We start from the raw sequence: 26092 nt of genomic DNA, 5'->3' as shown, positions 1-26092 counted from the left end.
CGCCATGCTGCTCCCGCAACCGCTCGTTCGCGGCCGACTTATGCAACGCTACAAGCGCTTCTTCGCCGACATCGTCCTGGACGACGGCCAGGAGATCACTGCCCACTGCCCCAACCCCGGCGCCATGCTGGGCGTGAACCTGCCGGGACAGGGCGCCTGGGTGTCGTGGTCGGACGATCCCAAGCGCAAGCTTCCCTGGACGCTGCAACTGGTCGAGGCGGACGGTGGCTTGGTCGGGGTCAACACCATGCTGCCCAACAAGCTGGTGGCCGAGGCCCTGGCGGACGAGGCCATTCCGGAGCTTTCCGGCTACGCAACGATCCGACCGGAGGTTCGGTACGCCGAAGCGAGCCGGGTGGACTTCCTGCTAACCCATCCGGACCGCCCGCCCTGCTGGCTGGAAGTCAAGAATGTCCATCTTTCCCGCACGCCGGGTCTGGCGGAGTTCCCCGACTGCGTGGCGGCGCGCTCGACCCGGCACCTGGCGGATCTTGCAGCCCAGGTAGGGGTCGGCGATCGGGCGGTGGCGCTTTTCGTGGTGCAGCGAACGGACTGCGAAAGCTTCAAGGCCTGCGAAGATCTCGATCCCGCCTTCGCGCGCGGGCTGACGCAAGCGGTCGAAGCCGGGGTCGAGGTGCTGGTCTATGCGTGCGCAGTGACGAGCCAGGGCGTTCGGATCACGCGACGCATCCCCATGGCGCCTTAACCGACATGACGGCGAATTAAGCTGCAATCGGCTCGCGTCTGACTAACCCTGCGCCTCGAACTCCCGGGGGACCGCCGCACATGAAATTCTCGACCCTGACGGCCGTGTGCGCCGTCCTGGCGCTCTCTGCGTGCGGCGCATCTTCGGATGGCAAGGAAAGCGGCATGATGACGGCCGCCCGGGCGGTCTTCGCCTTCAAGGCCTGCACCGACAAGCTGGAGGAGCAGTTCGGCCTGGGTCCTGTCGTCGGGGTGAACTCAAACGACATGCACCCGGTCGCGCTGGGCAAGCCCGGCGAATGGGACGTGACCTTCACCGCCGACGTCACCGAAAAGACCTCGGGCCGAATGACCCGCTACAAGGGCGTGTGCCGTGTGCGCCGCGACCGGCCGACGACCCTGGAGGCGCGCTTCCTGGAAGAGCTCAAGCCCGCCGCCACGCCGGGCGAGGCTCGTCGCATCAATCACTGAACCGCCGAAGCCCCGCGCCTATAGCGCTCCCAGGTCACAGCCTCGGGCCTTCAGGATGGGCCGCATCGCCCAATAGGCCGCCGGGGTCCGCATCAGCGGGATGCGCGGATAGAGGTGGTGGATGATGTGGAACTGCATCCCCATGGTCAGAATATTGCCCAGCGGACTTCTGAAGCCACGGGTATCGCGATAGCGGCCGATCGCCTTGGCCGGGTGATGCGGGGCGAAGCTCAGGAAGTACTGGATGTAGGTGGCCGCCAATTGGCGCGGCAGCCACCAGATCAGCGCCGCCTCGATCGCATGGCCGCTCCAGGCCAGGGCGAACAGGATCGAAAAATGGCCTAGCCGATAGATGACGGCGACGAGCATCGCGTGACGGGCCTCGTCGGTGTTCAGCCGCTTCAGCGTCTCGCCATAGGCCTTGTCCCCGGCCCCCGACGGCTGGCGGTTGGCGATGGTCCGGCGCAGGAAATCCAGGGTTCCGTCGGCATGGGTGCTGTAGTCCGGATCAAGCTCCGGATGATTGGCGTGCTTGTGATGCTCGTAGTGGGTCAGGCGGGCCATGCCATAGGGCAGCACCAGCGACAGGGTCGAGATATGGCCGACCAACTCGTTCAGCCAGAACAGCGGCTGACCTTCGCGGGCGATGATGCGGTGCTGGGCCTCATGCGAGGGCAGATAGCTCAGGGCGATGCTGATGGTCGCGATCGGGAAAGCCGCCCAGAGCGGCAAGAGCCCTGAGAGGGTCAGCGGCCAGAGCGCAAACCAGACGGCGGTGTTGACCAGGGCCCAGGTCACGGAGCCCCAGGGCACGCCGCCCAGATAGGCTTCGGCAACCGTCTTTTCGAGCTTGATCAGGGCCCGCTCGTCGAGGCCGGCGACCTCGGCGTCGGTGAGGGTCGGAGCGCTCATATCCAGCGCCCCTTCAGGGTGGCGAAACTGCCCCACAATCCGCCGACCACCAGACCCAGCACCAGGGGCGTCAGGCCATTGGGCAGGCCCCATCCGAAACGCTCGATGATCTGCGCCAGCAGGGGCGCCAGGAATCCAAGTCCGAACAGCAGCGGCATGACCCTGAACAGGCCTGTCAGAATCTGCTGCATGGTTGCTTGCCTTCCCGCTTCGGCCGGTCTGGACGCCAGCGCGACCCAAAAGGTGACGCAGGCGTCATTTTTGTCAAGGCATCGCTCCGGCGCGATGATCTGGCAGAGGCAGCCATTGAAGTTTCATGCTAAGATGTCGACATACCGTTCAACGCCGCCTGCCCGCCCGAGTACGCCATGACCCTTGACGACGCCCTTGAGATCGAAGCCGAGACCCGCACCGGCGCGATCAAGATCCACAAGGCCGAAGATTTCGAGGGCATGCGCAAGGCCGGAAAGCTGGCCGCCGAATGCTTGGACATGCTGATCCCGCATGTGGTTCCCGGCGTCTCGTCAGATTATCTCGACACCCTGGCCCGCGAATTCATCCTCGACCACAAGGCTATCCCGGCCTGCCTTTTCTATCGCGGCTATCCCAAGACGGTCTGCATTTCGCGCAACCACGTGGTCTGCCACGGCATCCCCGGCGACTGGGCTCTGCGCGAGGGCGACATCGTCAACATCGACGTGACCGTGATTGTGGACGGCTGGCATGGCGACACCTCGCGTATGTACGGCGTCGGCGAGGTGGGACCTCGCGCCCGCCGCCTTATCGAGATCACCTATGAAGGCATGGCGCGGGGCCTCGCTGCCGTGAAGCCCGGCGCAACCCTGGGCGACATCGGCCACGCCATCCAGAGCTATGTCGAGGCGCAGCGCTGCAGCGTCGTTCGCGACTTCTGCGGTCACGGCCTGGGCAAGGTGTTCCACGACGCCCCCAACATTCTGCACTTTGGCCGTCCGGGTCAGGGCGCGGTGCTGAAACCGGGGATGTTCTTCACCGTTGAGCCGATGGTCAATCTGGGCAAGCCCGCCGTGAAGGTGCTGGGTGACGGCTGGACCGCCGTGACCCGCGACAAATCGCTGTCGGCCCAGTGCGAGCACTCGATCGGCGTGACGGATGACGGCTACGAGATCTTCACCGCCTCGCCGGGCGGCCTGTTCCAGCCGGCTGTGCTGGGCAGCTGATCAGCCCTCGACAACCCTGAGGTGTTAAGGCCAGATACTCGCTCCTGACTCGGGGGCAGTATGGTCAGCGCACGATCCCTAGGCGTATCCGACATGACGCCGGCGGCCCATCACATGGGCCACCGGGAGCGCCTGCGCACGCGGGCTATGGCGGGAGGGCTGGTCGCCCTGCCCGACTATGAGCTGCTGGAGCTCTATCTCTTCCGCACTTTCGCGCGGGGAGACGTCAAGCCCAAGGCCAAGGCGCTGATGGCGCGGTTCGGCTCGTTCGGCGCGGTGATCAGCGCCTCGATCGACGAACTCAAGACCGTGCCGGGGATTGGCGAGACCGCCGCCATCGACATCAAGCTGCTGCACGAGGCGGCCATGCGGGCAGGTCGCGACAAGATCGCCAAGCGCCCGGTGATCTCGTCCTGGAGCGCCCTGTTGGGCTATGTCCGCGTCGCCCTGGCCAACGAGCCGCGCGAACAGTTTCGGGTGCTGTTCCTCGACAAGAGGAACCAGCTGATCGCCGACGAGATCATGAACCGCGGCACGGTCGATCACGCGCCGGTCTATCCTCGCGAGGTCATGCGGCGGGCCCTGGAGCTTTCCAGCAGCAACATCATCCTGCTGCACAACCACCCCTCAGGGGACCCAACGCCATCCAGACCTGACATAGACATGACCAAGCAGGTCATTGAGGCAGGCCGGGCGCTGAAGATCAGCGTGCATGACCATCTGGTGGTTGGCCGCGAGGGTGTGGCCAGCTTCAAGGCCTTGGGATTGATCTGAACGCCGCATCAGCGGCCGCCAATCCCCGGAGTGTTCGCTTTCAGCGCGATGCGCGCCGTTGGGATCAACGAGAAGGTCAATCTGGTCAACAGACACCCAGGCCCCGCGTGACCGGCGGCGATCGCGACTGCCCGCCGCTTCGACATGAGCCGTCCCTGACAGTGCGTGCGGGCTGATCTGGACGCCTGACGTCGGCTTCGCCTTGACGCGCCCGCAGCCATCCGTGAGCGTGGCCGCTCCAGTTCGCGTCCCATGTTCGGAGTCTCGATGCCCTATCGCCTTCTGACCGCCCTTCTCGGCTCCGCCGCCCTTCTTGTCACGGTCGCCAACGCGGCCCCGCCTGCGCCGGCCGTGTCCAAGGCCGACATGGCCGCCCACCAGAAGATGCTGACGCTCGACACCCATCTGGACACACCCGAACACTTCGGACGCCCCGGCTGGAGCATGCTGGACGGTCATGCTGTGACTCTGGACGGCACCCAGGTTGACCTGCCGCGCATGAAGGCCGGCGGCCTCGATGGCGGTTTCTACGTGATCTATACCGGCCAGGGCGACCTGACCGCCGAGGGCTATCGCTACGCCCGCGACTTCGCCCTGAAACGCGCCGTCGACATCCGCGAGATGGTCGCCGCTCACCCAGACAAGTTCGAACTGGCCTTCACGGCCGAGGACGCCGCCCGCATCAGCAAGGGCGGCAAGTCGTTCGTCTATCAGAGCATCGAGAACAGCTGGCCGATGGGTGAGGACCTCACCCTGATGCAGACTTTCTATCAGTCTGGCGTACGGATGGCGGGCCCGGTGCACTTCCGCAACAACCAGTTCGCCGACAGTTCCACCGACCCAAAGGGCAAGATCTGGAACGGCTATTCGCCACTTGGCTTGCGCTGGCTCGCCGAAGCCAATCGGCTGGGCGTACTGGTTGACGTCAGCCACGCGTCAGACGAGGTGGTCAGCCAATCGGTGGCTCTGTCAAAGTCGCCGGTGATCGCCTCGCACAGCGGGGCCAGGGCGGTCTTCGATCACCCGCGCAATCTGAACGACGCCCTGATCAAGCAGATCGGCGACAGCGGCGGCGCGATCTGTATCAACTCGGTCTATCTGATCGCCTCGGCCGCCCCGAGTCCCGAACGAAAGGCCGCGCTGGAAGGCCTTGGCCGTCCGCCACGCGACGAAGCCACCCAGGCCGATGTCGTCGCCTGGATGGCCAAGCGTGTCGCGATCGACAAGCAGTTTCCGCCAACCCGGGCCAACTTCGACATCTTCATGGCCAGCATGCTGCACACCCTGAAGATCGCCGGTCCCAAAGGCGTCTGCGTCGGCGCTGACTGGGACGGCGGCGGCGGCGTCGAGGGCCTGGAAGACGTAGCCGACCTGCCCAAGATCACCGCGCGCCTGAAGGCCGAGGGCTATTCGGACGCCGACATCGAGGCGATCTGGAGCGGCAATGTGCTGCGGCTGGTGGGACAGGCCCAAGCCTATGCGAAAAAGGTGGCGGCGAAATAGACCAGAACACCCGCCCCTTCGGTCCGATCGGAGGGGCGGGTATCGCGTTACGTCCGCCGAACCCTGTCCCAGACCCGCCAGGCCATCAGCACCGTGAATACCGCCGCATAGATCACCGGCGGCCGATGGTCGGCCTTCACCAGCAGATAGTAGTGGGCCACACCCAGGGGCGCGATCAGGTAGATCAGCCAGTGCAGTCTCTGCCACGCGGCCCGGCCCATGCGGATGATCCAGCCATTGGTCGAGGTCACCGCCAGCGGAATCAACAGCACGAACGCGCCCATGCCCAGGGTGATGAAGGGTCGCTTGAGGATGTCCTTCCACAGCTGACCAAAGTCGAAGAACAGGTCGACACTCACATAGGCGCTCAGGTGCAGCACGATGTAGCTGAACGCGAAAAGCCCCACCGTGCGCCGGAAACGCACCAGGCGCGGCATCTTCAGAATCCGCGCTGCCGGGGTGATCGCCAGGCCAACTAGCAGGAGCCGCAGGCCCCAGACGCCCAGCTGACGGATCAGTTTCTCGATCGGATTGGCGCCCAGGTCGCCGTTGAAGCCTTTCCAGGCCAGCCAGATCAGCGGCGCGAAACAGGCCAGCCAGACCAGGCCATAGACCAGGTCGTCCTGCAGCTTGGACGGGCGCTTGCGCCGGCTGGCGGCGCGGGTCGCGGCGACACTCTGATCCATCAGAAATTCTTCTTCAGATCCATGCCGCGGTACAGGTCGGCGACGTACTGGCCATAGCCGTTGAACGGCAGGGTCTCGCGCCGACGAAACTCGCCGATGCGGCGCTCGCTGGCCTGCGACCAGCGGGGGTGATCCACAGCCGGATTGACGTTGGAGTAGAAGCCGTACTCGCGCGGGGCCGAGATGTTCCAAGCCGTGCGCGGCTGCTTGTCGGTCAGGGTAATCCGCACGATCGACTTGATGCCCTTGAAGCCATATTTCCAGGGCACGACCAGCCGCAGCGGCGCGCCGTTCTGGTTGGGCAGGGTCTCGCCATACAAGCCGACCGCCAGAAGGGTCAGGGGATGGGTGGCCTCGTCAATTCGGAGGCCTTCGCGATAGGGCCAGTCCAGCACGTTCCAGGCTTGGCCCGTCATTTCCGACGGCCGCATCAGGGTCTCGAACGCCACATATTTGGCCTTGGAGGTCGGCTTGACCGAGGCGATCAGATCCTTCAGCGGAAAGCCAACCCAGGGGATCACCATCGACCAGCCCTCGACGCAGCGCATGCGGTAGATGCGCTCTTCCAGCTTGTTGGCCTTGATCAGATCATCGATCCCGACCGTGCGCGGAGCCTCGCATTCGCCGTCGATCCGCACCGTCCAGGGCCGCGTCTTCAGCTTGCCTGCGTTTTGCGCCGGATCGGCCTTGTCGACCCCGAACTCATAGAAGTTGTTGTAGGTGGTAATGTCTTCCAAGGATGTCGCCTTCTCGGAGGTCGAAAAGCCCTTGGAATAGCTCAGCGGCGCCGCGCCGGCCGCTCCGGCCAGGCCTGCCAGACCGAGCCCCGCCGCACCGCCGATGAACTCGCGTCGGCGCATATAGAGGCCGTGATCGGTGACCTCATTCTCGGTCAGGTCAGGGGCGTTGCGGATCAACATGGCGGGCTCCGGTGCGAGGTCTGACCGAAGATACGCAACAACACGCGCTTTGGTTACGCCAAACGGTCAATTCATTTTGGCGGCGGCCTGCGCCTGCCTCTGGCGGGGCGCATAGACCTCGGCGAGGCCATCCCCCAGAGTCGCCCGCTCGCCAGGCGAGAGGGTGGCGGCATAATTGGCCAGAGCCGTCTCGACATTGCCGCGCGCCTGGACATCCAATGTCCGCGCGGCGGCGAGGCGCCTGGCGACCTCGGCAGCGTCATAGGACTCGTCCTTAAAGGCCCGCAGGGCCGCTTGCCGCTCGCCACGAGCCTGTCGGACAATCGGCTGATTGCGCTGATTGGCCTCCCGCAAGGTGCGGCGTAGATTCTGACGACTCTCCTGCGACAGGCCCCTGCCCGCCATCCACAGCGGCGGCCGCGCCTGCGCTTCACCTTGAGACGCGCTCCCCCCTGCGGCTGGTGCCGGCTGTGGTCGCAGAAGGGGCGGCGCGGACGGAACCGGCGGCGCGACCTCATCCGTCACAGGCCCGACAGGCGGGAGCGACGCTGACTCCACCGCCGGCGCCGGCGGGGTCTGACGCACCCACAGCACGCCAACGACACCGCCGACGAGGAACACGTTGAGCGCCGCCGAGACGATCAGGCCGATCAGCAGCGAACGGGACACGGTCATAAGGCGGCGGGCTCCTCGAGGGCCTCGGAAAGGTCTGTGGTGAAATCAGCAGCGATCACGCTCTGGCCCTGAGGCGCGCGCCCGTGATCAGCCTGACCGATCGCCACGCCGACCGCGACGCCCGCCAAAGCGGCAACGCCCAGGCCAAGCGCGGCGCCGGCGCCGGCCAGCCAGCGCTGCATGGCGCTTGCCGGCCGCGGAGCCGCCGCGATCAGCCGCCCCATCAGGGCTGCGTCGGCGGACTGGGCGGGCGCGAGGTCGAGCAGACGATCCAGCCGCGCCGCATCGGCCAGCACCGCTTCCAGACGCACGGGTTCAGCGGCCAGCAGGGCGCGCGCGATCTCGCGCTCGGCCTCCGGCCAGCGGGCCACGTCGCCACCATAGATTTCGGCCAGATCGGCGAACCGTTCGACGGTCATGGTCATGACGCCATCTCCTTCATCGCCCAGACCCCGCCAGGTCGGCGAGCGAGGCCTTGAGCGCCCGTCGGCCCCGTCCCAGCAAGCTTTCCAGCGCCTCGACGCTGATGGTCATCAGCGCGGCGGCTTCGATATTGCCCAAGCCCTGGTGGTGGCAGAGCACGATGGCTTCGCGCTGACGCGCGGGCAAGGCCGCCAGCGCCGCCTCGACCCGCCGCGACAGATCCGCACCCAACAGGCCGGCGTCCGGCGCGGGCCCCGTGTCCACCTGCTCCGGCGGCTCGGCCGTGACCACCTCGCGGCGGCGGCGGAGGCGATCGTAGCAGAGGTTCAGCGCAACCCGGTGCAGCCAGGTATCGAACTTCGCTCCGCCCGGCCGCCAGGAGCGCGCCTGTTTCCAGGCTCTCACGAAGGTTTCCTGCGCCACGTCCTCGGCCTCGCAGGGGTCGTTCAGCATGCGGCGAGCCAGGGCGAGAACGCGCGGCAAGCGTCGGTCCAGCAGCTGGCGAACGGCGGCCGGGTCCCCCCGGCCGACCCCTGTCAGCAGCGCCTCGTCGGGATCGCTCCCCTCGGCCGCCAAACCTCACCTCGCCGCGCGTGAACACATCAATCAGATCCCGACCTTCGCCTTGTCGGCGCCCGCCTTCAACTCCGCGAGGCTCAGCGCACCATCATTGTCGGCGTCCATGCGCTTGAAACGGTTGACCAGAAAGCCATCCATCTCGCCGCGTGACAGGAAGCCATCATTGTCGGCGTCCACGCGCGCCCACATCCGCTCGGCGCCCTTCCCGGCCGGACCAGCGTCGGCGGCCGGAGCATCTGGCCTGGGCTTGCGCATCGCCGAGAATTCTTCGCGCGACAGCTTGCCATCCTTGTCGGCGTCGAGGTGCGCCATCATCTGGCCGCCGCGTCCGGCCTGAAATTCGGCGAGGGTGACCTTGCCGTCAGCATTGGCGTCCAGCACGGCCGCGCCCTTCGGCGCCGCCATAGCTGGGCCGGCGAGCAGCACGACCGAACCGGCCGCGATCAGTGTAATTTTCAGCATGTGACTTGCGTCTCCAAGGCGTCGAAAGCCCGTCCCCATGCCCTTTGAACGTCAGGCTCCAGCTTTTCCGTCGCGGCGCATGATCGTCTCGAACGCCGCACGCGCCTCGACCTTGGCCTTGGCCAGCTTGGTCTTCAGCGAGCGGAATTCCCGGACATGCCCCGCTCGCGCCAGCAAGGCCCTGAAGGCCTTGGGTTCGCTGTCAGGATCCCCGCCGTCCTCCAGCGCCACCTTGATCAGCTGCGAGAGGTCCTGCTCCAGCCGCCAGGCCGTCTCCAGGCAGGCCAGGGCCGCGTCATCGGCCAGACCCGCCGCCCTGAGCGCCGCCAGCGCCTCGCCAGTATTCTGCGCCAGGGGGCCACCGTCGGCGGCGTGCCTGAGCTGCAGAAACTGGGCGACGAATTCGATATCCACCAGGCCGCCAGGCGTCAGCTTCAGGTCCCACACACCCTTGCCCGGACGCTCCTGCTCCATCAGTTCGCGCATCTCCAGCACGTCGGCGGCGGTCTTCACCGGATCGCGCGAGCGGCGCAGAGCGGCCTCGATGGCCGCCTCGGCGCGAGCCTGGAAGGCCGGCGAGCTGGCCCACATCACCCGGGCGCGGGTCAGGGCCAGCAGCTCCCAGGTCTCGGCCTCGCGGGCGTAATAGTCCTCGAAGGCGGCAAAACTGACAGCGACCGGCCCCTTTGTCCCCGAAGGCCGCAGCTTCAGGTCCACCTCATAGAGCGTGCCCTCCCCTGTCGGCGCCGACAGGGCCGACGTCAGGCGCTGGGTGAAGCGGGCGTAGAAGCTGTCGGCGCTCCAGCTCTTGATCGACGAAACCGCCCCCCCTTGGGCGGCGGGATCATCGACCGCATAGAGCGTCATCAGGTCGAGGTCCGACTTGGCGGTCATCTCGCGCGAGCCGGCCTTGCCCAGGGCCACCACGGCGACCTCGCCAGGAAACGCGCCGCCGATGCGCACGGTCTCCGCCAAGGCGGCGGGCGCCAGGCCCCCGACGATCAGGTCGCCCAACCCCGCGAAGGCCGCACCCACATCGCTGGCCCCGGCGGTGCCACTCATCACCCGCACACCGATCCGGAAGCTCTGATCACGGAAGAGGCGGCGGGCGGCGTTCATCGCGCCCTCGAAATCCTCGGGATCCCAGGGCGCGATCTCTGGAACCGCCATGGGGCCGAAGAAGGCGGGGTCCAGCAGGGCGTCCAGCGCCGTCGGACGCCGCGCCAGGGTGGCCGCCAAGCGCGGGGCGAAGGCCATGACCTCGACAATCAGTTCGAACAGGCGGGGCTGGGCCAGGAACAGCGACTGGATCTGCACGCCCGAACTCAGCAACGCGAAGAAGTCCGCGAAGCGGTTGAAGGCGGTGTCCGGCGCGCCGGTAGCGTTGGCGGCGTCCAGAAGCCGCGGCGCCAGACGCGTGAACAGCTCGCGCCCGCGCTCGGTGCGGGTGGCGGCGATGCGGCCATGGTGCCAGCTGCGAATGGTGGCGGCGACCCGCTCGGGGCTGGAAAAGCCCATGCGCTTGAGGGTGGCGAGCGTCTCCGGATCGTCCTCGACGCCGGTGAAGACCAGACTGCCAAAGCGTGAGGACAGCTCCTCCTCGCCGGCGAACAGGCGGCCATACCGCAGGTTCACGCCCTTCAGGATCTTGCCGACGGTCGCATCAAAGCTGCGCAGGTTGTCGTGGTTCCAGAGCGCCGCGACCTTCTTCCGGTCGGTGTCGGATTCCGGCAGCTTGTGGGTCTGGTCATCGGCGATCATCTGGGCCCGATGCTCCAGCGCTCGCAGTTCCTGATAGGCCTTGGCCAGCCAGTCGGCGTCCTCGTGCGTGACGTGTCCCGCCGCCGACAGGGCCAGCAAAGCGTCCAGGGTGCGCGGGCCGCGCAGGTCCGGTTGCCGCCCGCCCAGGATCAGCTGCTGGGTCTGGACGAAGAACTCGATCTCGCGAATGCCGCCGCGACCCAGCTTGAGATCCGCGCCCTTGGCGGTCAGGCGGTCATCGACCTTGTAGGTGTGGATCTGGCGCTTGATCGAGTGGATGTCGGCGATGGCCGCGAAATCCAGGTTCCGTCGCCAGATGAAGGGCTGCAGCCCGGCCAGGAAGGCCTCGCCCTCCTTGATGTCTCCGGCCGCGATCCGGGCCTTGATATGAGCGGCGCGCTCCCAGTTCTGACCGACGCTCTCGTAATAATCCATGGCCGCGTCGACGGGCATGGCCGGCGGGGTCGAGGACGGGTCGGGACGCAGGCGCAGGTCGATACGGAACACATAGCCGTCGGCCGTGCGCTCCTGCAGGATGCGCCCCAGATGGTTGGCGATGCGGACCGCCACGCCCTGCGGCTCGACCCCTTCGGCGACCGGCAGCTTTTCCGGCGCGTAGAAAATCGAGAAATCGATATCGCTCGAATAGTTGAGCTCAAAGGCCCCGTGCTTGCCCATGGCGATGCAGAACAGGCCCGGCGCAGGCCCAGCCTCGGCGTCGCCCACATGGGTCAGGGCGCCGCGATCCACCTCCAGCCGGACGGCCTGGGCCAGGGCGGCGCGCAGGGTGGCGTCGGCGAAGCGCGTCAGGGCGCCGGTGACGGCGTCCAGATCCCAGACGCCGCCCAGGTCGCACAGCGCGGTCAGCAGATGCAGGTCGGCCTTGAGTTCGCGCAGCACGCGGCGCGCAACCTCGAAGTCGAGTTCAGCGGCGACAGCGTCGGCGGCGGACAGGATCTCCGTCAGCCGCGCGTCAGGATCGGCTTCAAGGATAGACGGCAGACGTCGGGCGTCGCGGCGGGCAAGACTGGCCAGATAGGGTGAGGCGCCGAACACCGGCGCCAGGGCCGGCCAGGCGGCCTCGATGTTTGCCGACGCGTCACCGACCCGCTTGAGGATCGCCTCATGGGCGCGCTCGGCGGCCTTGGGATCGGCGATGGGACCGCACGGGGCGAGGCGTTCGAGCAGGCGAGTCATGGCGACACCGTGGCCCGCTGGCGCGACCTGGGCAAGACACACGCTTGACGCGCGATATTACAGTTGTAACCATTGCAGCGCTGAACCCGGCGGGACGGAACGGGTGGCGCATCGACGGGGAACGCGATGATGTTCGAACTGCTCGCCTTGGCGCTGACGCGGGTTCAGATCGCGGCGGCGGCCGGCGTTGTGCTGGTGCTGCTGCTCCGCCTTCCGGTCCGCCGGCTGTTTGGTCCCCGCCTCGCCTATGGGCTGTGGGCGATCGTGCCTGTCGCCGCCGCCGCAAGCGTCTTTCCCAGCCTCGCAGAGACCCTGGAAGTCGGCGCTCCAACCGCGCCCTTGGCGCCGGGTCTGGCGATGAAAGTTATGGCGGCGTGGCTCATCGGGGCCGCAGTCTTCGCCGGCTTCATGCTGTGGCAGGAGCACGCCTTCCGGCGCACGGCGGCCAAGGGCAAGGCCGGCCCCGCCGTGATGGGCTCCCTATGGCCCCGGATCATCCTGCCCCATGACTTCGAGGCGCGATTCAACACCCGCGAACGCGACCTGATCCTGCTGCATGAACGCACGCATATCCGCCGGGGCGACCCTATCGCCAATCTGGCTATCGCCGGATGCCGGGTCCTGGGCTGGTGCAATCCTGTGGTTCATCTCGGCGCGGTGTTTGCCCGCATCGACCAGGAACTGGCGTGCGACGCCACGGTGCTGTCGCTGAAAAGCGACATCCGCGCCGACTACGCCAAGGCGCTGCTGAAAGTGTCGCGCTTTGGCGCCGCCTCGCCGCTGGCCTGCGGCTGGGGCACGCACCCCTTGATCCTGCGGGTCGCTTTCCTGAGTCGCCTCGAGCCCAGCCGCCGACGCGAGATCGCCGGCTTCATCGCCCTGACAGCCTTGGGTCTGGCGTCCTTCCTGGCGGTCTGGAGCATCGCCCCGCGCGGGATCGTCTATAGCGATCTGGCCCCGTCGATCGATATGAACCGGATGTACGCAGATCAGGCCGCCCGGGGCTTCGGCCGACCGTAGAGCGCCGCGATGGTGGCGATGGCCTCCTCGGCCTCGCTCCGGCTGGCGGTTTCATTGTCGTCGTCATAGCCCCAGGCCTCGGTTTGACCGACCTGCTGGACGACAATGCCGTCACGCCGGGCCAGGATCGAAACGCCCTTGTAGTAGAGGCCGTAATTGACCTCGGGCTGGGGGATCAGCCAGGCGATCTGACCGCGCACGGGGATGATGCTCTCGTCCTTCCACAGCGCCCGCGCGCCATAGCCGGTGCAGTTGACCACCACCTTCTGCTTCAGCACCGCCAGATCGGCGGGGGTGTGGAAGGTCATGGTCTCGATCCTGCCGCCGGCCAGCAGATAGTCGGTCATCAGCAGGTGGGCGTATTCGGCGATGTTGAACTGCATCGACGCGCCGCGCCGCGCATAGGGCGTTGGAAACGGGTGGCTGCCCGCCGCCAGGTCCATGCCACGCGGGGTGATGTCGCGCACCCGCTCGACATATTCGACGAACTGCACGCCATTCGGGTCATGCGGCGTGGCGCGCCCCGGTCCCGGCGGCGCGTCGAACAGGGTGTAGCGGTCGGTCCACTCCACCGGATTGCCCGCCATGCCCAGATAGGTCTGGTAGGCCTTGTAGGAGGTCCGGCACATCTCTTCCCACTGCGCCTCGAACCCCGGCGCGGTCGCGCCCACGGCGGCGATGCGGGAGTCGGGCGACCAGGTGCCGGTGGCCCGGGCCGAGCGGGTGTCAGGCGTGCGTTCGCTGGCATAGATGGTGACATTGGCCCCGGCCCGCCGCAGCAGGGTGGCCGTGGTCAGGCCCAGGGCGCCGCAGCCGATCACGGCGATGTCGCGTTCGCCGGTCGACATGGCGTTCTTCGCGGCGATGGTTCCCGAACCCCACGACAGCGACCAGCCGCTGCCGCCATGGCCATAGTTGTGGACGACGGTCTTGTCTCCCACGGTCTCGACGTCCAGACGCGGCCCGGCCTTGCGGAACGGGCGCAGGCAGACCGTGATCTTCGAGATGCGGTCCGGCTTCATCCGGATCGGCGCCAGGCGGGGCACGGCGTCGAAATCGCCCAGTCCCGCGACCAGGCCGGGACGTGCGATCTGGCCGGGCGCGCAGCCGGCCACGCCGAGCAGGCCCAGACCGCCAAGCCCGGCCAGGAAGCCGCGCCGGTTGCGTATCGCGTCGGTTTCGAAAGTCACGCCGGTCCTCGCGCCCGTGAATTGGAACGCCATTCTGGACCAGCGCCGTACGCGGTTCGACCCCGAACCCGCGCTCGTCCACAGTTACGGGGAAGTGCGCCGCCTAAACCGGCGCCCTGCCCGCTATTCGACCCGGGGCAGCACCAGGGCGACCCGCAGGCCAGGGCCCATGCCGTTGTACTCGCCCGGCCCTTCGGCCAGTTCCAGCCGGCCGCCGTGCGAGGCGGCAACAGCCTGAACCAGCGACAGGCCAAGGCCGGCGCCCGGCTCGCTGCGGCTGTTCTCCAGGCGCACGAAACGCTGGACGACGCGGGCGCGGTCTTCGTCGGGCACGCCGGGGCCGGTGTCGGTGATCGAGAATTCCAGCTCGCCGGACGAACGGCGGCGCGCCCGCAGCATGATCGCCCCGCCCGACGGGGTATATTTGATGGCGTTGTCGAGCAGGTTGGCCAGGGCCTGGGCGATGAACTCGCGATTGCCGCGGATGTTCAGGGCCGGGGTGATCTCGGCCTTGAAGTCCAGGCCCTTGTCCTCGCACGAGAACTCGTAGAGCTCGGCCATGTCGCGGGCCAGTTCCGAGGAGTCGAAGCTCTGCTGGTCGGGCGCCTGACCGGCGGCCTGCAGGCGAGCGATGGCCAGCACCGCGTTGAAGGTCTTGAGCACGCCATCGGCGTCCTGCAGAGCGGTTTCCAGCGCCGCGACCGGATCACCCTTGCCGTTCTCGGCGTCGATCAGGGCCACTTCCATACGGGCGCGCAAACGGGTCAGGGGCGAGCGCAGGTCGTGGGCGATGGCGTCGCCGGCGTGGCGCAGGCCGCCCATCAGTCGCTCGATGCGATCGAGCATGTCGTTGAGGCCCTCGGCCAGCTCGTCATACTCGTCGCGCGCGCCGCGCACCTTGGCGCGGGCGTGCAGGTCGCCGGCCTGCACGGCGGCGACCAGGTCGACCAGCCCCTGCATGCTGCGCGACACGTTGCGGCTGATCAGGACACCGCCGGCCAGACCCAGGATGATCACCAGCGCCCCGGCGCCCCACAGCGCCCGGACGATCTTGCGGACATAGCCTTCCGACGCCGCCACGTCGGCGCCGACGAACAGCACCTCGCCGCCGGTCAGGCGCTCCTGCACGCCACGGGCGGCGTTGCGCACCTCGGCGCCGTCGAGATCGACCTCGGTGACCTTGAAGCTGGACCAGCTGGGACCGTCGCCCTCGAAGTCATCAAGCGGTGAGGCTTCGATCGAGCCGGAAATCCGCTTGCCGGTCTTGTCGGCCAGAAAATACAGGAACGGCCGCTCGCCGGTGGCGCGCTCGACGATGGTCTGGTTCAGGGCGTTGACGCCGCCCTGGCGATAGGCGGCCTCGAGGCTCTCCATCTCGCGGCTGATCTCGGCGTCGGCGCGGCGGTTCACCTCGCCGGCCGTGGCCACATAGATATAGCCCAGGAACGCGCTGGCGGCCGCCGCGAACAGGGCCAGGAACAGCAGGGTCAGCCGGAACGGCGTGGTGCGGAGAAGGCGCGGCAGACGCATGACGGATCTCGGCGGCGAACCGCCCTATCTCCTAGGGATCGAGCCGGTAGCCCGCGCCGCGCACGGTCTGCAGCATGGGGCGGTCGAAGCCCTTGTCGATCTTGCTGCGCAGGCGCGAGATATGCACGTCGATGACGTTGGTCTGCGGGTCGAAGTGGTATTCCCACACCTTCTCCAGCAGCATGGTGCGGGTCACCGACTGGCCGGCGTGGCGCATCATGAATTCCAGCAGCTGGAACTCGCGGGGCTGGAGATCGATCTCCTTGCCGGCGCGATGGACGGTGCGGTTGATCAGGTTCATTTCCAGCTCGCCCACCTTCAGGGTGGTGGCCACGGCGCCGGTCTCGCGACGACGCGACAGGGCTTCAACCCGGGCCATCAGCTCGGCAAAAGCGTAGGGCTTGACCAGATAGTCATCGGCGCCGGCCTTCAGGCCCACCACGCGGTCGCTGACCTCGCCCAAGGCTGACAGAAACAGCACCGGCGTATTGTCACCTTCGCGGCGGAGGGTCTCGACGACCTCGACACCATCCTTCTTGGGCATCATGCGATCGACGATCAGGACGTCGAAGCCGCCCTTGCCGGCTTCCTTCAGGCCCGCTTCGCCATCGGGCGCGTGGACGCAGTCATAGCCAGCCTCGGTGAGACCGTGGGCCATCGCGCCCGCCGCCTCGATATCGTCTTCGATGATCAGAATACGCATCAGCCAGTCCCTCATGCGCCCACGAACGGAAAACTGACGTTCTCCCGATTCGACCCTCGGACGCGATCCTTGGCGATGGATACCGGTTTTGGGACGGTCCGTCCCTTAAACCTTGGACAGACAAAAATCGTCCCGCCCGCACTGCCAGGCAGGCGTTGCAGGCGCAAAGGTCTTTCAGGGCGGCTTCGTTCAGGATGGGGCGATCGCGGTTGGCGACAATGACCAGACCCTTGCCGTTGATCCCGCCGCCCCCCGAGGCAAGGGGGCGAGCCGGACGCGATGGCGCTGGGCCACCGAGATTGCTACAGAGCGCCCTCGTCAAGGAGCCCCCGACACCATGGCCCGCAAACTCTCCGGCAAGGTTGTCGCCGACGTCACCGCCTTGGCCGACAAGGCCTGGTTCGACGCCAGGCCTGAGCGAGACTTCATGCTGCGCGATCCGGCACCGCTGGAGTTCAAGGATCCGCTGGGTGAAGCGGGCGAAGGCTTCAGCTGGCGGGTGCTGGTGGTTCGGCTGGATGGCGGCTCGCGCCTGCGCCTGCCGATCTCGCTGGCCTGGGACCTGCACAACGATCACGCCAAGGAGCAGCACCTGGCCGTGATCTTCGAACAGGTCGCGCCGGAACAGGCCAAGGTCCTGCGCGCGAAGGCCGTCGCCAAGACGGCGCGCGCCTAGTTGGCTGAGCCGCGCCTGCGCGCTGGCGCGTGCAAATCGATGGCCCGTAGAAAAGTCTCGCACCTGCCGTCATGCGCACCGGCCAAGCTTGATGAAATTTCGGCTCAGCCGTGCAAAATATTCCAGGCCGATTTTATTTTCCCAGAACTCCAAGACCGTTCCGAATTTTCTTCCATTTTACAGACGTTGCGCCCCCGATATTTTTCGAGTATGGTGTGCGTATTAAATGACGATTTGGTTCGATTGCTCTCCAACGCTTTATCTCAGGATCGAGCTTCGAGCCCATCACGATCCTCTCCGAAAATTTGATCACGCGGCTCACATTCGAGCCGCGCGGCCCTATTCACCTGAAAGGTGACCATCATGACGACCGGTACCGTGAAGTGGTTTAACTCCACCAAGGGCTTTGGCTTCATTCAACCTGACGACGGCGGCGCGGACGTGTTCGTGCACATCTCGGCGGTCGAGCGTTCGACCCTGGGTTCGCTGAACGAAGGCCAAAAGCTGTCCTACGAACTCGAGCGCGATCAGCGCAGCGGCAAGATGTCGGCCGGCCAGCTTCAAGCTGCCTAAGCCTAATCGGAGCGCGGGTTCGTCCCGCGCTCCAGCCTGGCTTCCTGACGATCAACCTCGAATGACACACGGGGTTCTCCCCCTTCACAATTCGAGGCCTCATGAACGAAACTCTGCGCACCAACTTCTCCACCAGACTCCAGACCGCCGCCGACGCCAAGAAGGCGCTGCTTGAGAAGTTCAAGCCCAAGCCCGCCGTCGTCGATCCGAACTTCGAGAGCCGCGAAGCCGTCAAGGCCGCCGAACTGAAGCAAGTTCGCGCTGATCGCGCCGAAGAACGCGCCGCCGCCCGCCAGGTCGTGGCCGACAAGATCCAGGCCGCCGAACAAGCCATCGCCGACAGCGCCGCCGCCGTTCTCAGCCTCAAGCGTGGCGCCACCAAGGAACGCAAGGCTCTGTCCAGCGCCGAGGCCAAGGCCAAGCGCGACAGCAAGTATGCCGCCCGAAAGGCTCGCAACTAGCTCACCGCGCAAAACAAGCATGATGAAGGCCGGGTCATTCCGGCCTTTTTACGATCAGTATTTGACAGCGTTGTCAGACCTGCGAACTTCTGTAGTGCGCCGCCACGGCCCCGGCCGGATGGACATCAAAGAGCTCCGCTTTGCAGGGGCCGCTACGGGAGACCAGGAATGTCGGCAATCGCCACAGGACCCAACCGCCGCGCTCTGCTGGCCGGGGTCACCGCCCTCGCCTTCGCCGGCGCGGCCCGCGCCTCGGTCGCGCCTCTTTCCCGGCACTCAGTCCTGATCAAGACGCTCATCGCCCAGATGACTCTGGACGAGAAGATTGGCCAGCTGAACCAGGCGCCCGGTGGACGGCAAAGGGCGTTGAACTCCAGGATCGATGCGGCCCAGCTGGACCTGGTGCGCAGAGGCGGCATCGGCTCATACCTTCATGTGGCCGGCGCGGACTTCCTGCGCGAGCTTCAGCGGGTGGCGGTCGAGGAAAGCCGGCTGAAGATCCCGCTGCTTTTCGGCATCGATGTGATCCACGGCTTCCGCACCATCTTCCCCGTGCCGCTGGGCATGGCCGCGACCTTCGACCCCGACATCGTCAAGGCCTGCTCGCGGGTGGCGGCCATCGAGACCTCGGTCAGCGGCCTGCACTGGACCTTCACCCCGATGGTCGACATCGCCCGCGACCCGCGCTGGGGCCGCATCGTCGAGGGCGCGGGCGAGGATCCCTATCTGGGCTCGCGCATGGCCGAGGCCCAGATCCTGGGTCTGCAGACCGACGACCAGTCCGGCAAGGACGCGATCCTGGCCTGCGCCAAGCACTTCGGGGCCTATGGCGCGGCCATCGGCGGCCGCGACTATGACAGCGCCGACCTCTCGGAGCGCACGCTGCAGGAAGTCTACATGCCGTCCTTCCACGCCTCGGCGCGGGCCGGCGCGGGCAGTTTCATGACCGCCTTCAACGACATCGCCGGCGTGCCCACCACCGCCAACCAAGCCCTGGTAAGCGGCCAGCTGCGCGACCAGTGGGGCTATCAGGGCCTGGTGGTCAGCGACTGGAACGCCATCCTGGAACTGATCAATCACGGTGTCGCCGAAACCCCGGCCCAGGCAGCCGCCCTGGCCCTCAAGGCCGGTGTCGACATGGACATGGCCAGCGGCGTCTATGCCGGCCATCTGAAGGAAGCGGTCGCCGCCGATCCCTCGCTGACGCCCTATCTGGACCAGGCCGTCGGCCGGGTGCTGGCGACCAAGGCGCGGCTGGGCCTGTTCGAGGACCCCTTCCGCTTCGGCGACGCGGGCCGGGAGAAGACCGAACTCAACTCTCCCGCCCACCGCGCCATCGCGGGCGAGGCGGCCCGCAAGGCGATCGTGCTGCTGAAAAACGAGGGCGGTCTGCTGCCCCTGTCACCGGCGGGCCAGCGCATCGCGGTGATTGGAGCCCTGGCCGACGACGCCTCCTCGGCCCTGGGCTCTTGGCGCGCACGGGGACAGGTCGGCGACGTGAAGACCCTGCTGACCGCCCTGCGCGAGCAGTCCGGCGCGACCCTCGACTACCAGCCCGGCGCCGCGCCGCGCGGGGACGACGCCTCGGGCATTCCCGCCGCCGTCGCGGCCGCAAAGGCCGCTGACGTCGTGCTGCTGGTGATCGGCGAGGACTATGACCATAGCGCCGAGGCTCGCAGCCGCTCTGAGATCACCCTGCCCGGCGTGCAGTCGCAACTGGCCCAGGCCGTGCTGGCGACCGGCAAGCCCGTCGTGGTGGTGCTGATGAACGGCCGCCCTCTCGCCCTGGCCGATATCCTGGGCAAGGCCGGCGCCGCGCTGGAAACCTGGTTCCTGGGTGTCGAAAGCGGCCCCGCCATCGTCGACATCCTGATGGGAAAGGTCTCACCTGCCGGCCGCCTGCCCGCTGGCCTGCCGCGCAACGCCGGGACCAGCCCGACCTTCTACGCCCATATGCCCTCGGGCCGCCCGGCCGATCCGGACCTGGCCAAGGACAGCGCCCGCTACCACGATGTGGCAATCGGACCGCTCTACCCGTTTGGCCACGGGCTGAGCTATGCCAGCTTCGCCTATGCGGACCTTGCCATCGACAAGCCCAGCATCGGGCCGGACCAGTCCGCCGCCATCAGTCTGTCGGTGACCAATACCGGCAAGATCGCCGCTGACGAGGTCGTGCAGCTCTACATGCGCGATCCGGTCGCCTCGGTCGCCCGGCCGGTCAAGGAGCTGCGCGGCTTTGTCCGCCTGACCCTGAAGCCCGGGGAGACTCGCAAGGTCACCTTCCATCTGCATGCCACGCAGACCGCCCTCTGGAAGACCGCCGACCAATGGCGCGTCGAGGCCGGGCGCATCGATGTGATGGTGGGCGCGTCCTCTGAAGACATCCGCCTGAAAGGAAGCTTCACCATCACCGGCTCGGCCGTCACATTGGAGCCCGCCGCGTCGCTGCTCACCCGGGTGTCGGTGAGATGATGGACGAGCCTGCGCTACCGTCGCTGATCGCCGCCGACGCTGCGCGGAAGACATCCAACCCCTGCGCGCAACACCTTTCCAGCTCGCCTCGGCTCAACCCCCGAATGAAAGCGGCTCGACCCGACTGTAAACCATTGTAAAATCCTTGCCTGGCCTAGCGCGACGCAAGGGCGAACAAGGTATTCCAAATGGGCGGACGATCATCTGGATCCCCCCCACCGGACAGACGGACGACCGCCGCGCGCCCCGCCTCGAGCGGGGCGCGCGAATTATTTCTCCACAAGTGAGCGCATGAAAGTCGCACTTCTCGACGACGACGAGAGTCACAATGCGCTGGTCGCCGGCTTGCTGGGACCGGCCGGGTACGACTGCGTCAGCTTTACCCATCCCGAGCGGCTGCTGACCGAATTGCGCCGCCAGACCTTCGATCTGCTGATCATCGACTGGAACATGCCCGATCTGTCCGGCATCGAGACCCTGCGCCGCCTCGACGAGATGCTGAGCACGCCGCCGCCCGTGCTGCTGCTGACCAGCCGTTCGATCGAGGCCGATCTAGTCGAGGGCCTGAACGCCGGCGCTGACGACTATATCGTCAAGCCGTTGCAGCCGCAGGTGCTGCTGGCGCGGGTCAACGCCCTGGCGCGTCGGGTCTATCGCCCCTCGACCACCCAGCAGGTCGAGCAGCACGGCCCCTATCGCATGGACCCCGGCGCCCACACGGCCAGTTGGGAGGACCATGTCGAGGCCCTGACGCCCAAGGAATTCCAGCTGGCGACGATCCTCTTCAACAACCTGGCCCGGCCCCTCTCGCGCGAGTATCTGCTGCGCCGGGTCTGGGGCCAGCGTCCGGATCTGGAGACCCGCACCCTGGATGCCCATGTCTCGCGATTGCGCTCAAAGCTGCAGCTTCGTCCCGCCAACGGCTTTCGCCTGACTACGGTTTATGGTTTCGGTTATCGTCTGGAGGCCTGTGACCCACAGGGCTGCCGTGAAGCGGACGCCGAAGCCGGAGCGACCCAAGCATGACGTCCAAGCGCGACCTAACTCTTCTCGCTGCCGGCCCCTTCGCATCCATCCTGGGCCTGACCACCGCTACTGCGGCTTTCGCAGCGCCGCCGATCGATACGCCCGTGGCCTATGTGATCAGGCCAGGCGACACCTTGATCGGTCTGGCGGCTGCGTATCTGAACAAGCCCGGCGACTATCTGGAGGTGCAACGCGCCAACCAGATCGCCCGGCCGCGCGCCCTCCGAATAGGCTCGACGCTGAAAATCGATCCAAGGTTGCTGAAGAGCACGCCCATCGACGCGCGGCTCAGCGCTGTGAGCGGTGCTGTGGATCTTGAGACCAACGGCGCCCGCGCCCCGGCCCGCGCCGGCATGGTGCTGGTCGAGGGCCAGCGCCTGATCACAGGCCCCGGCGGCTTCGCCACCTTCGAGATGGCCGATGACTCGCGCGTCACCCTGCCCTCGAACACCAGCCTGCGTATCGATCGCATGCGCCAGACCATTCTCAACAATGCGCCCCAGCGTGTCTTCCAGATGGACCGGGGCCGCGGGACGATCTCGGCCACGCCCAATCCCAATCCGAGCGGACGTTTCGAGGTGCGCACCCCGGTCTCGATCTCGGCGGTGCGCGGCACCGAGTTCCGCGTCGGCCAGGACCCGACGGGCGCCAAGGCCCAGACCGAGGTGTTGAAAGGCGCAGTCGGCGTCGACCTGGCCTCGGCCTCGACCGAAAGCCCCCCCGTGACCGCCGGTTTCGGGGTCAGTGCTACGCCGGCCGGCGTCAGCGCGCCGATCGCCCTGCTGCCCGCCCCCAAGCTGGGCGAAGGCGGGCAGCGCCAGGGCGACAAGATCGTCCGTTTCGCCGTCGAACCCGTGCAGGGCGCGGCGATCTATCGTCTGGCCCTGTCGCGCGACGCCGGCTTTGTCGAGGTCTTCGCCGAGGCCGACACGCAAGCCCCTGCCGCCGAGTTCGGCGAGATCGCCAACGGCACCTATTTCGTCCGCCTGACCGCTCTGGATACCGGCGGCCTTGAGGGGCTGCCCGCTGACTACAGCTTCGACCGCGATCTGGACGTGCTCGAGCCGGGCGCGCCGCCCAGCGCACAAGTCTCGGGCAAGCACCGAAACTTCCTGTTCCGCTGGAGCGCGGCGGGCGATGGCGTGCGTGTTTACCGGTTCCAGCTCTTCGCCGGCGCCGACGCGACCTCGCCGATCATCGACCAGCCGGGCCTGTCCGAACCGCAACTGACTCTCACTGATCTGCCGCCCGGAACCTATGGCTGGCGGGTCAGCGCGGTGCGCTTCAAGGGTGGGACTTTCGCCGAAAAAATCGGGCCGATGCAGACGCTGCAGATCGGTCGCTAGATCTTGAACTCGCCCGAAAGACGGCTTGACCAGGCGGCCGCGTCACCGCGCCGGCGCTTGCTGACCTGGCTGCTGGTGGCTGCCCTGACCAGCCTGACCCTGGCCGGCCTGACCGCCAGCCCGCTCACGACGCGCCTGGACAACATTCTCTACGACGCCCTGCAACGCGCCTCGGCGCGGCCAGTCGATCCCTCGATTCTGATCGTCGAGGTCGATGAAAGGAGCCTTCGGGACATGGGCGCCTGGCCGTGGTCACGCACCGCCCACGCCCGGATGATCGACCATCTCAGCCAGGCCGGCGCGCGGACCATCGTCTATGACGTGCTGTTCAGCCAACCGGCAGCCACGCCAGGCGATGACGTCGCCCTGGCCAATGCCATCGCGCTGTCGGGACGGGTCTATCTGCCGCAATTCGTCGAGCCCGGCCCGGGCGAAGGCGCGCCTCAGCAACTGGTTGGACCGCGTCCAGAGATCGCGCGCGGCGCAGCCGGTCTGGGCCTGGTGCATGTCAGGTTCGACGCCGACGGAGTCGTCAGGCGCATGGCGCCGTTCGAGGCCTTTGGGCCCGACCTGCGTCCGGACCTGATGACCGTGGTCCATCGGGCCACGCACGCGATCGACGCGCGCGACATCACGCGCGGCGCCGAGACCAGCCTGCTGATCCCCTTCGCTGGCGCTCCGGATCGCTTTCCACGCCTTTCGTTCTCCGACGTGCTGGCCGGCGATGTCCCGTCGGAACTGATCGCGGGTCGCACCGTCTTTGTCGGCATGACCGCGCCGGGTCTGGGCCCCGCCTTTCCGACCCCGGTGACGCCCGACGCGGCCAGCATGACCGGCGTCCAGCTTCAGGCCAGCATCCTTGACGGACTGCGCAGCGGCACCATGATCCGTCCCGCCGGCCTGGTCAGTCGCATCGCCTTCGCGCTCAGCCTGCTTTGGCTGTTGCTGGCGGGCCTGCTGGTGCTGCCGCCGCGCGCCAATCTGATGCTGGTGGTGGGCCTGTCGAGCCTGGCCCTGGCGCTGAGCTGCGCCTTCTTCTGGCGCCTCGACCTGTGGCTTTCGCCCGTAGCGACGATCATCGGTCTGGCGACCGTGTCGCTGGTCTGGGGCTGGGGACAGTTGGGCCGGGTCAGCGACCTGCTGGGCCGCGAGCTAAGCCGCCTTTTGCCCGTGACCCACACCCCGCCGGCCGAGGGCTTCGAGAGCGATCTCGTCGCCCGCCAGGCGCTCAGCCTGGGCGCGGCCATCAACCGGATCGAAGACCTGCGCCGTTTTTCGGCCGACGCCCTGTTCAGCCTCCCCGACGCCACGATCGTTCTGGACGTCCGACGGCGGGTCATCGCCGCCAACGCCGCCGCCCAGTCCCTGCTGCGCGGAACTCACCTGCCCCTGGCCGGCGCCTCGGTGGCCTCCCTGCTCAATGCCCTGGAGCCGCTAGGCCGCTCTTTCGACGAGTCGTGGCCGCCGGAGGCCGAGCGGATCGAGCCTGTCGACCTGCATCTCAGTGACGGACGCGCCTATCAGTCCCAGACCGTATTCCGGCGCGACGAGGCTGGCGAGAGCGCCGGCTGGATCGTGCGCCTGGCCGACATCACCACCCTCACGGCCGCGATGCGTCAACGCGAGCAGGCCCTGCAGTTGTTGACCCACGACATGCGCTCGCCCCAGACCTCGATCCTGGCTCTTCTGGCCACGACGCCCGACCTGCCTGAAGACGTGTCGGACCGGCTGGCGGCCTGCGCCCGCCGCACCCTGGCTCTGGCCGACGGCTTCGTGCAGCTGGCCCGCGCCGAGGTCACGCCGGTGGCCATGGAGCCGGTCGATCTTTGCGACGTGGCGGTGGAGGCCGTTGACGAGCTTTGGCCGCAATGCCGCCAACGCGACATCAAGATCCTGCAGGATGGCTGCGATACGCCGCTGATGGTTCTGGGCGACCGGGGCGTGCTGGCCCGCACCCTGGTCAACCTGCTGGGCAATGCGGTCAAGTACAGCCCCGAGGGCTCACAGATCAAGGTTTCGGCGCGCGCGACCCGCCAGGACGGCCGCGCCTTCGTCGATATCGCCATCAGCGACCAGGGGCCAGGCCTGTCGCCGGAAGAGGCGGCCATGGCGTTCCGGGCGTTCCAGCGGTTCGACCGGCCCGGTTTAGACGCGGCCGGCGGCGTCGGTCTGGGTCTGGCGTTCGTCGACGCCGCTGCTGCGCGTCATGGCGGCGGTGTGTTGTGCGCCAGCACGCCGGGCGCCGGCGCAACCTTTACCCTGCGCCTGCCGGAGTATCGCCCCGACTAGGGCGCCGGCGTGGTTAGCGCCTTGACCAGGCGATCGGCGGTGACTTCGGCGTCGGCGGCGTCGGCCCTCACGGTCGCCCAGGCGGCCGGCTTGCCGGTGGCGACATCCAGCACAACGGCAGTGGCCGTGTGGGCCGGACCGCGACGGTTCCAGAAGTGGCGCTTGGTCGGCGCGCTGCGCCAGGCGGTATCCTTGAACGAGGCCCCGGCCACGCCGGAGACCCCAACAACCGGCGCCGACACGCCAACGCCCACCTGCAACAGATAGGCCGGTGGCCGGCCGTCCGAGACGTCCGCGCCGCTGGCCGCCAGACGCTTGAGAACCCCGGCCTGAATCGCAGTGACCAGGGCCGCATCAGAGGACGCCGACTGACCGCTCAGCGGCGCCAGGCTCTGGCCGCGCAGGGCTGCGAGACTTCCCTCACGCACCACCGTGGGCGCCGTTGCACAACCGCTCAAGGCAAGAGCGCCCGTCAGGCTGAAGACCAAGATACGCATGGAACTCGCTCCCTCATCGCCGTCTCTCGGCGACACCCCGAT

General features: G+C 67.3%; 26 protein-coding genes. 13 read left to right on the top strand and 13 right to left on the bottom strand.

All coding sequences use genetic code 11. The features are described from left to right. Nucleotides 1-4: 4 nt before the first annotated feature. Together sfsA and ACW176_RS10975 are read left to right on the top strand one after the other, a co-directional pair. The gene (gene sfsA / locus ACW176_RS10980) at nt 5-706 is read left to right on the top strand and encodes a DNA/RNA nuclease SfsA (protein ID WP_492109147.1); all 702 of its coding nucleotides are present in this window, start codon (nt 5-7) and stop codon (nt 704-706) included. Between the two features lie 80 nt (nt 707-786). After that, a complete protein-coding gene (locus tag ACW176_RS10975; RefSeq protein WP_492109146.1) occupies nt 787-1176 on the top strand; it encodes a hypothetical protein in 390 nt (129 codons plus the stop codon). Between the two features lie 18 nt (nt 1177-1194). Here ACW176_RS10975 and ACW176_RS10970 read toward each other — a convergent pair whose 3' ends face one another. Together ACW176_RS10970 and ACW176_RS10965 are read right to left on the bottom strand one after the other, a co-directional pair. Next, nucleotides 1195-2088 (bottom strand): fatty acid desaturase, encoded by an 894-nt coding sequence (locus tag ACW176_RS10970; RefSeq protein WP_492109145.1) that lies wholly within the window; start codon nt 2086-2088, stop codon nt 1195-1197. Then, the gene (locus tag ACW176_RS10965; RefSeq protein WP_492109144.1) at nt 2085-2279 is read right to left on the bottom strand and encodes a hypothetical protein; all 195 of its coding nucleotides are present in this window, start codon (nt 2277-2279) and stop codon (nt 2085-2087) included. The genes ACW176_RS10970 and ACW176_RS10965 overlap by 4 nt, the downstream gene beginning before the upstream one ends. Nucleotides 2280-2456: 177 nt before the next feature. On the opposite strand from ACW176_RS10965, the gene map reads away from it, so the two are divergent. The 3 genes from map (at nt 2457) to ACW176_RS10950 (ending at nt 5564) form a co-directional block, all read left to right on the top strand. Continuing rightward, the gene (gene map / locus ACW176_RS10960; protein ID WP_492056735.1) at nt 2457-3287 is read left to right on the top strand and encodes a type I methionyl aminopeptidase; all 831 of its coding nucleotides are present in this window, start codon (nt 2457-2459) and stop codon (nt 3285-3287) included. Between the two features lie 60 nt (nt 3288-3347). After that, entirely contained in the window at nt 3348-4061 is a 714-nt protein-coding gene (gene radC, locus ACW176_RS10955) for a RadC family protein (protein ID WP_492109143.1), read from the top strand. A 252-nt stretch (nt 4062-4313) separates the two neighbouring features. Continuing rightward, the gene (locus tag ACW176_RS10950) at nt 4314-5564 is read left to right on the top strand and encodes a dipeptidase (RefSeq protein WP_492109142.1); all 1251 of its coding nucleotides are present in this window, start codon (nt 4314-4316) and stop codon (nt 5562-5564) included. A gap of 47 nt (nt 5565-5611) precedes the next feature. Here the strand turns inward: ACW176_RS10950 and msrQ are convergent, their stop codons facing one another. The 7 genes from msrQ to ACW176_RS10915 all read right to left on the bottom strand — a co-directional run bounded on the left by msrQ (nt 5612) and on the right by ACW176_RS10915 (nt 12267). Further along, nucleotides 5612-6250 carry a protein-methionine-sulfoxide reductase heme-binding subunit MsrQ gene (gene msrQ / locus ACW176_RS10945; protein WP_492109141.1) on the bottom strand — a complete coding sequence of 213 codons (639 nt, stop codon included), beginning with the start codon at nt 6248-6250 and terminating at the stop codon, nt 5612-5614. Next, nucleotides 6250-7170: a protein-methionine-sulfoxide reductase catalytic subunit MsrP gene (gene msrP / locus ACW176_RS10940; protein ID WP_492109140.1), complete on the bottom strand. Its 921-nt coding sequence runs from the start codon at nt 7168-7170 to the stop codon at nt 6250-6252. Before msrP ends, msrQ begins: the two co-directional genes overlap by 1 nt. A 66-nt stretch (nt 7171-7236) precedes the next feature. After that, nucleotides 7237-7845, bottom strand: coding sequence for a periplasmic heavy metal sensor (locus ACW176_RS10935; RefSeq protein ID WP_492109139.1), 609 nt, complete (start codon nt 7843-7845; stop codon nt 7237-7239). Further along, nucleotides 7842-8270 (bottom strand): hypothetical protein, encoded by a 429-nt coding sequence (locus tag ACW176_RS10930; RefSeq protein ID WP_492109138.1) that lies wholly within the window; start codon nt 8268-8270, stop codon nt 7842-7844. The genes ACW176_RS10935 and ACW176_RS10930 overlap by 4 nt, the downstream gene beginning before the upstream one ends. Nucleotides 8271-8283: 13 nt before the next feature. After that, nucleotides 8284-8844 (bottom strand): RNA polymerase sigma factor, encoded by a 561-nt coding sequence (locus tag ACW176_RS10925; RefSeq protein ID WP_419320482.1) that lies wholly within the window; start codon nt 8842-8844, stop codon nt 8284-8286. 30 nt (nt 8845-8874) lie between these two features. Further along, nucleotides 8875-9309: an EF-hand domain-containing protein gene (locus ACW176_RS10920; RefSeq protein WP_492109137.1), complete on the bottom strand. Its 435-nt coding sequence runs from the start codon at nt 9307-9309 to the stop codon at nt 8875-8877. A gap of 51 nt (nt 9310-9360) precedes the next feature. Further along, entirely contained in the window at nt 9361-12267 is a 2907-nt protein-coding gene (locus ACW176_RS10915; protein WP_492109136.1) for a bifunctional [glutamine synthetase] adenylyltransferase/[glutamine synthetase]-adenylyl-L-tyrosine phosphorylase, read from the bottom strand. Between the two features lie 129 nt (nt 12268-12396). Here ACW176_RS10915 and ACW176_RS10910 point away from each other — a divergent pair, with 129 nt between their 5' ends. Beyond that, nucleotides 12397-13287 carry a M56 family metallopeptidase gene (locus ACW176_RS10910; protein WP_492109135.1) on the top strand — a complete coding sequence of 297 codons (891 nt, stop codon included), beginning with the start codon at nt 12397-12399 and terminating at the stop codon, nt 13285-13287. Here ACW176_RS10910 and ACW176_RS10905 read toward each other — a convergent pair. The 3 genes from ACW176_RS10905 to ACW176_RS10895 form a co-directional block, all read right to left on the bottom strand. After that, entirely contained in the window at nt 13257-14477 is a 1221-nt protein-coding gene (locus tag ACW176_RS10905; RefSeq protein WP_492109134.1) for an FAD-dependent oxidoreductase, read from the bottom strand. The genes ACW176_RS10910 and ACW176_RS10905 overlap by 31 nt on opposite strands. 123 nt (nt 14478-14600) lie before the next feature. Next, entirely contained in the window at nt 14601-16007 is a 1407-nt protein-coding gene (locus ACW176_RS10900) for a sensor histidine kinase (RefSeq protein WP_419320473.1), read from the bottom strand. A gap of 31 nt (nt 16008-16038) precedes the next feature. After that, on the bottom strand, nt 16039-16710 hold the full coding sequence (locus ACW176_RS10895; RefSeq protein WP_419320471.1) for a response regulator transcription factor: 672 nt from the start codon (nt 16708-16710) through the stop codon (nt 16039-16041). Nucleotides 16711-17047: 337 nt separating this feature from the next. On the opposite strand from ACW176_RS10895, the gene ACW176_RS10890 reads away from it, so the two are divergent. The 7 genes from ACW176_RS10890 (at nt 17048) to ACW176_RS10860 (ending at nt 25553) form a co-directional block, all read left to right on the top strand. After that, nucleotides 17048-17386 carry a hypothetical protein gene (locus ACW176_RS10890; protein WP_419320470.1) on the top strand — a complete coding sequence of 113 codons (339 nt, stop codon included), beginning with the start codon at nt 17048-17050 and terminating at the stop codon, nt 17384-17386. A gap of 363 nt (nt 17387-17749) precedes the next feature. Then, a complete protein-coding gene (locus tag ACW176_RS10885; protein ID WP_062148160.1) occupies nt 17750-17959 on the top strand; it encodes a cold-shock protein in 210 nt (69 codons plus the stop codon). 101 nt (nt 17960-18060) lie between these two features. Next, the gene (locus ACW176_RS10880; RefSeq protein WP_419254571.1) at nt 18061-18420 is read left to right on the top strand and encodes a DUF6481 family protein; all 360 of its coding nucleotides are present in this window, start codon (nt 18061-18063) and stop codon (nt 18418-18420) included. Between the two features lie 168 nt (nt 18421-18588). Then, a complete protein-coding gene (locus tag ACW176_RS10875; RefSeq protein ID WP_492109133.1) occupies nt 18589-20892 on the top strand; it encodes a glycoside hydrolase family 3 N-terminal domain-containing protein in 2304 nt (767 codons plus the stop codon). Nucleotides 20893-21183: 291 nt separating this feature from the next. Beyond that, entirely contained in the window at nt 21184-21918 is a 735-nt protein-coding gene (locus ACW176_RS10870; RefSeq protein ID WP_492109132.1) for a response regulator transcription factor, read from the top strand. Then, a complete protein-coding gene (locus ACW176_RS10865; RefSeq protein ID WP_492109131.1) occupies nt 21915-23264 on the top strand; it encodes a FecR family protein in 1350 nt (449 codons plus the stop codon). The genes ACW176_RS10870 and ACW176_RS10865 overlap by 4 nt, the downstream gene beginning before the upstream one ends. 57 nt (nt 23265-23321) lie before the next feature. Continuing rightward, nucleotides 23322-25553 carry a CHASE2 domain-containing protein gene (locus tag ACW176_RS10860; RefSeq protein ID WP_492109130.1) on the top strand — a complete coding sequence of 744 codons (2232 nt, stop codon included), beginning with the start codon at nt 23322-23324 and terminating at the stop codon, nt 25551-25553. Here ACW176_RS10860 and ACW176_RS10855 read toward each other — a convergent pair. After that, nucleotides 25550-26050: a hypothetical protein gene (locus tag ACW176_RS10855; RefSeq protein WP_492109129.1), complete on the bottom strand. Its 501-nt coding sequence runs from the start codon at nt 26048-26050 to the stop codon at nt 25550-25552. The genes ACW176_RS10860 and ACW176_RS10855 overlap by 4 nt on opposite strands. Nucleotides 26051-26092: the final 42 nt, after the last annotated feature.

Source organism: Caulobacter sp. FV1ye13L (genome assembly GCF_058681155.1).
This window is presented reverse-complemented; position numbering and strand designations above follow the sequence as displayed.

Coding starts and splice junctions, on each gene's coding strand:
- sfsA (WP_492109147.1), top strand. CDS start 5: ATGCTGCTCCCGCAACCGCTCGTTCGCGGCCGACTTATGCAACGCTAC.
- ACW176_RS10975 (WP_492109146.1), top strand. CDS start 787: ATGAAATTCTCGACCCTGACGGCCGTGTGCGCCGTCCTGGCGCTCTCT.
- ACW176_RS10970 (WP_492109145.1), bottom strand. CDS start 2,088: ATGAGCGCTCCGACCCTCACCGACGCCGAGGTCGCCGGCCTCGACGAG.
- ACW176_RS10965 (WP_492109144.1), bottom strand. CDS start 2,279: ATGCAGCAGATTCTGACAGGCCTGTTCAGGGTCATGCCGCTGCTGTTC.
- map (WP_492056735.1), top strand. CDS start 2,457: ATGACCCTTGACGACGCCCTTGAGATCGAAGCCGAGACCCGCACCGGC.
- radC (WP_492109143.1), top strand. CDS start 3,348: ATGGTCAGCGCACGATCCCTAGGCGTATCCGACATGACGCCGGCGGCC.
- ACW176_RS10950 (WP_492109142.1), top strand. CDS start 4,314: ATGTTCGGAGTCTCGATGCCCTATCGCCTTCTGACCGCCCTTCTCGGC.
- msrQ (WP_492109141.1), bottom strand. CDS start 6,250: ATGGATCAGAGTGTCGCCGCGACCCGCGCCGCCAGCCGGCGCAAGCGC.
- msrP (WP_492109140.1), bottom strand. CDS start 7,170: ATGTTGATCCGCAACGCCCCTGACCTGACCGAGAATGAGGTCACCGAT.
- ACW176_RS10935 (WP_492109139.1), bottom strand. CDS start 7,845: ATGACCGTGTCCCGTTCGCTGCTGATCGGCCTGATCGTCTCGGCGGCG.
- ACW176_RS10930 (WP_492109138.1), bottom strand. CDS start 8,270: ATGACCATGACCGTCGAACGGTTCGCCGATCTGGCCGAAATCTATGGT.
- ACW176_RS10920 (WP_492109137.1), bottom strand. CDS start 9,309: ATGCTGAAAATTACACTGATCGCGGCCGGTTCGGTCGTGCTGCTCGCC.
- ACW176_RS10915 (WP_492109136.1), bottom strand. CDS start 12,267: ATGACTCGCCTGCTCGAACGCCTCGCCCCGTGCGGTCCCATCGCCGAT.
- ACW176_RS10910 (WP_492109135.1), top strand. CDS start 12,397: ATGTTCGAACTGCTCGCCTTGGCGCTGACGCGGGTTCAGATCGCGGCG.
- ACW176_RS10900 (WP_419320473.1), bottom strand. CDS start 16,007: ATGCGTCTGCCGCGCCTTCTCCGCACCACGCCGTTCCGGCTGACCCTG.
- ACW176_RS10895 (WP_419320471.1), bottom strand. CDS start 16,710: ATGCGTATTCTGATCATCGAAGACGATATCGAGGCGGCGGGCGCGATG.
- ACW176_RS10890 (WP_419320470.1), top strand. CDS start 17,048: ATGGCCCGCAAACTCTCCGGCAAGGTTGTCGCCGACGTCACCGCCTTG.
- ACW176_RS10885 (WP_062148160.1), top strand. CDS start 17,750: ATGACGACCGGTACCGTGAAGTGGTTTAACTCCACCAAGGGCTTTGGC.
- ACW176_RS10880 (WP_419254571.1), top strand. CDS start 18,061: ATGAACGAAACTCTGCGCACCAACTTCTCCACCAGACTCCAGACCGCC.
- ACW176_RS10875 (WP_492109133.1), top strand. CDS start 18,589: ATGTCGGCAATCGCCACAGGACCCAACCGCCGCGCTCTGCTGGCCGGG.
- ACW176_RS10870 (WP_492109132.1), top strand. CDS start 21,184: ATGAAAGTCGCACTTCTCGACGACGACGAGAGTCACAATGCGCTGGTC.
- ACW176_RS10865 (WP_492109131.1), top strand. CDS start 21,915: ATGACGTCCAAGCGCGACCTAACTCTTCTCGCTGCCGGCCCCTTCGCA.
- ACW176_RS10855 (WP_492109129.1), bottom strand. CDS start 26,050: ATGCGTATCTTGGTCTTCAGCCTGACGGGCGCTCTTGCCTTGAGCGGT.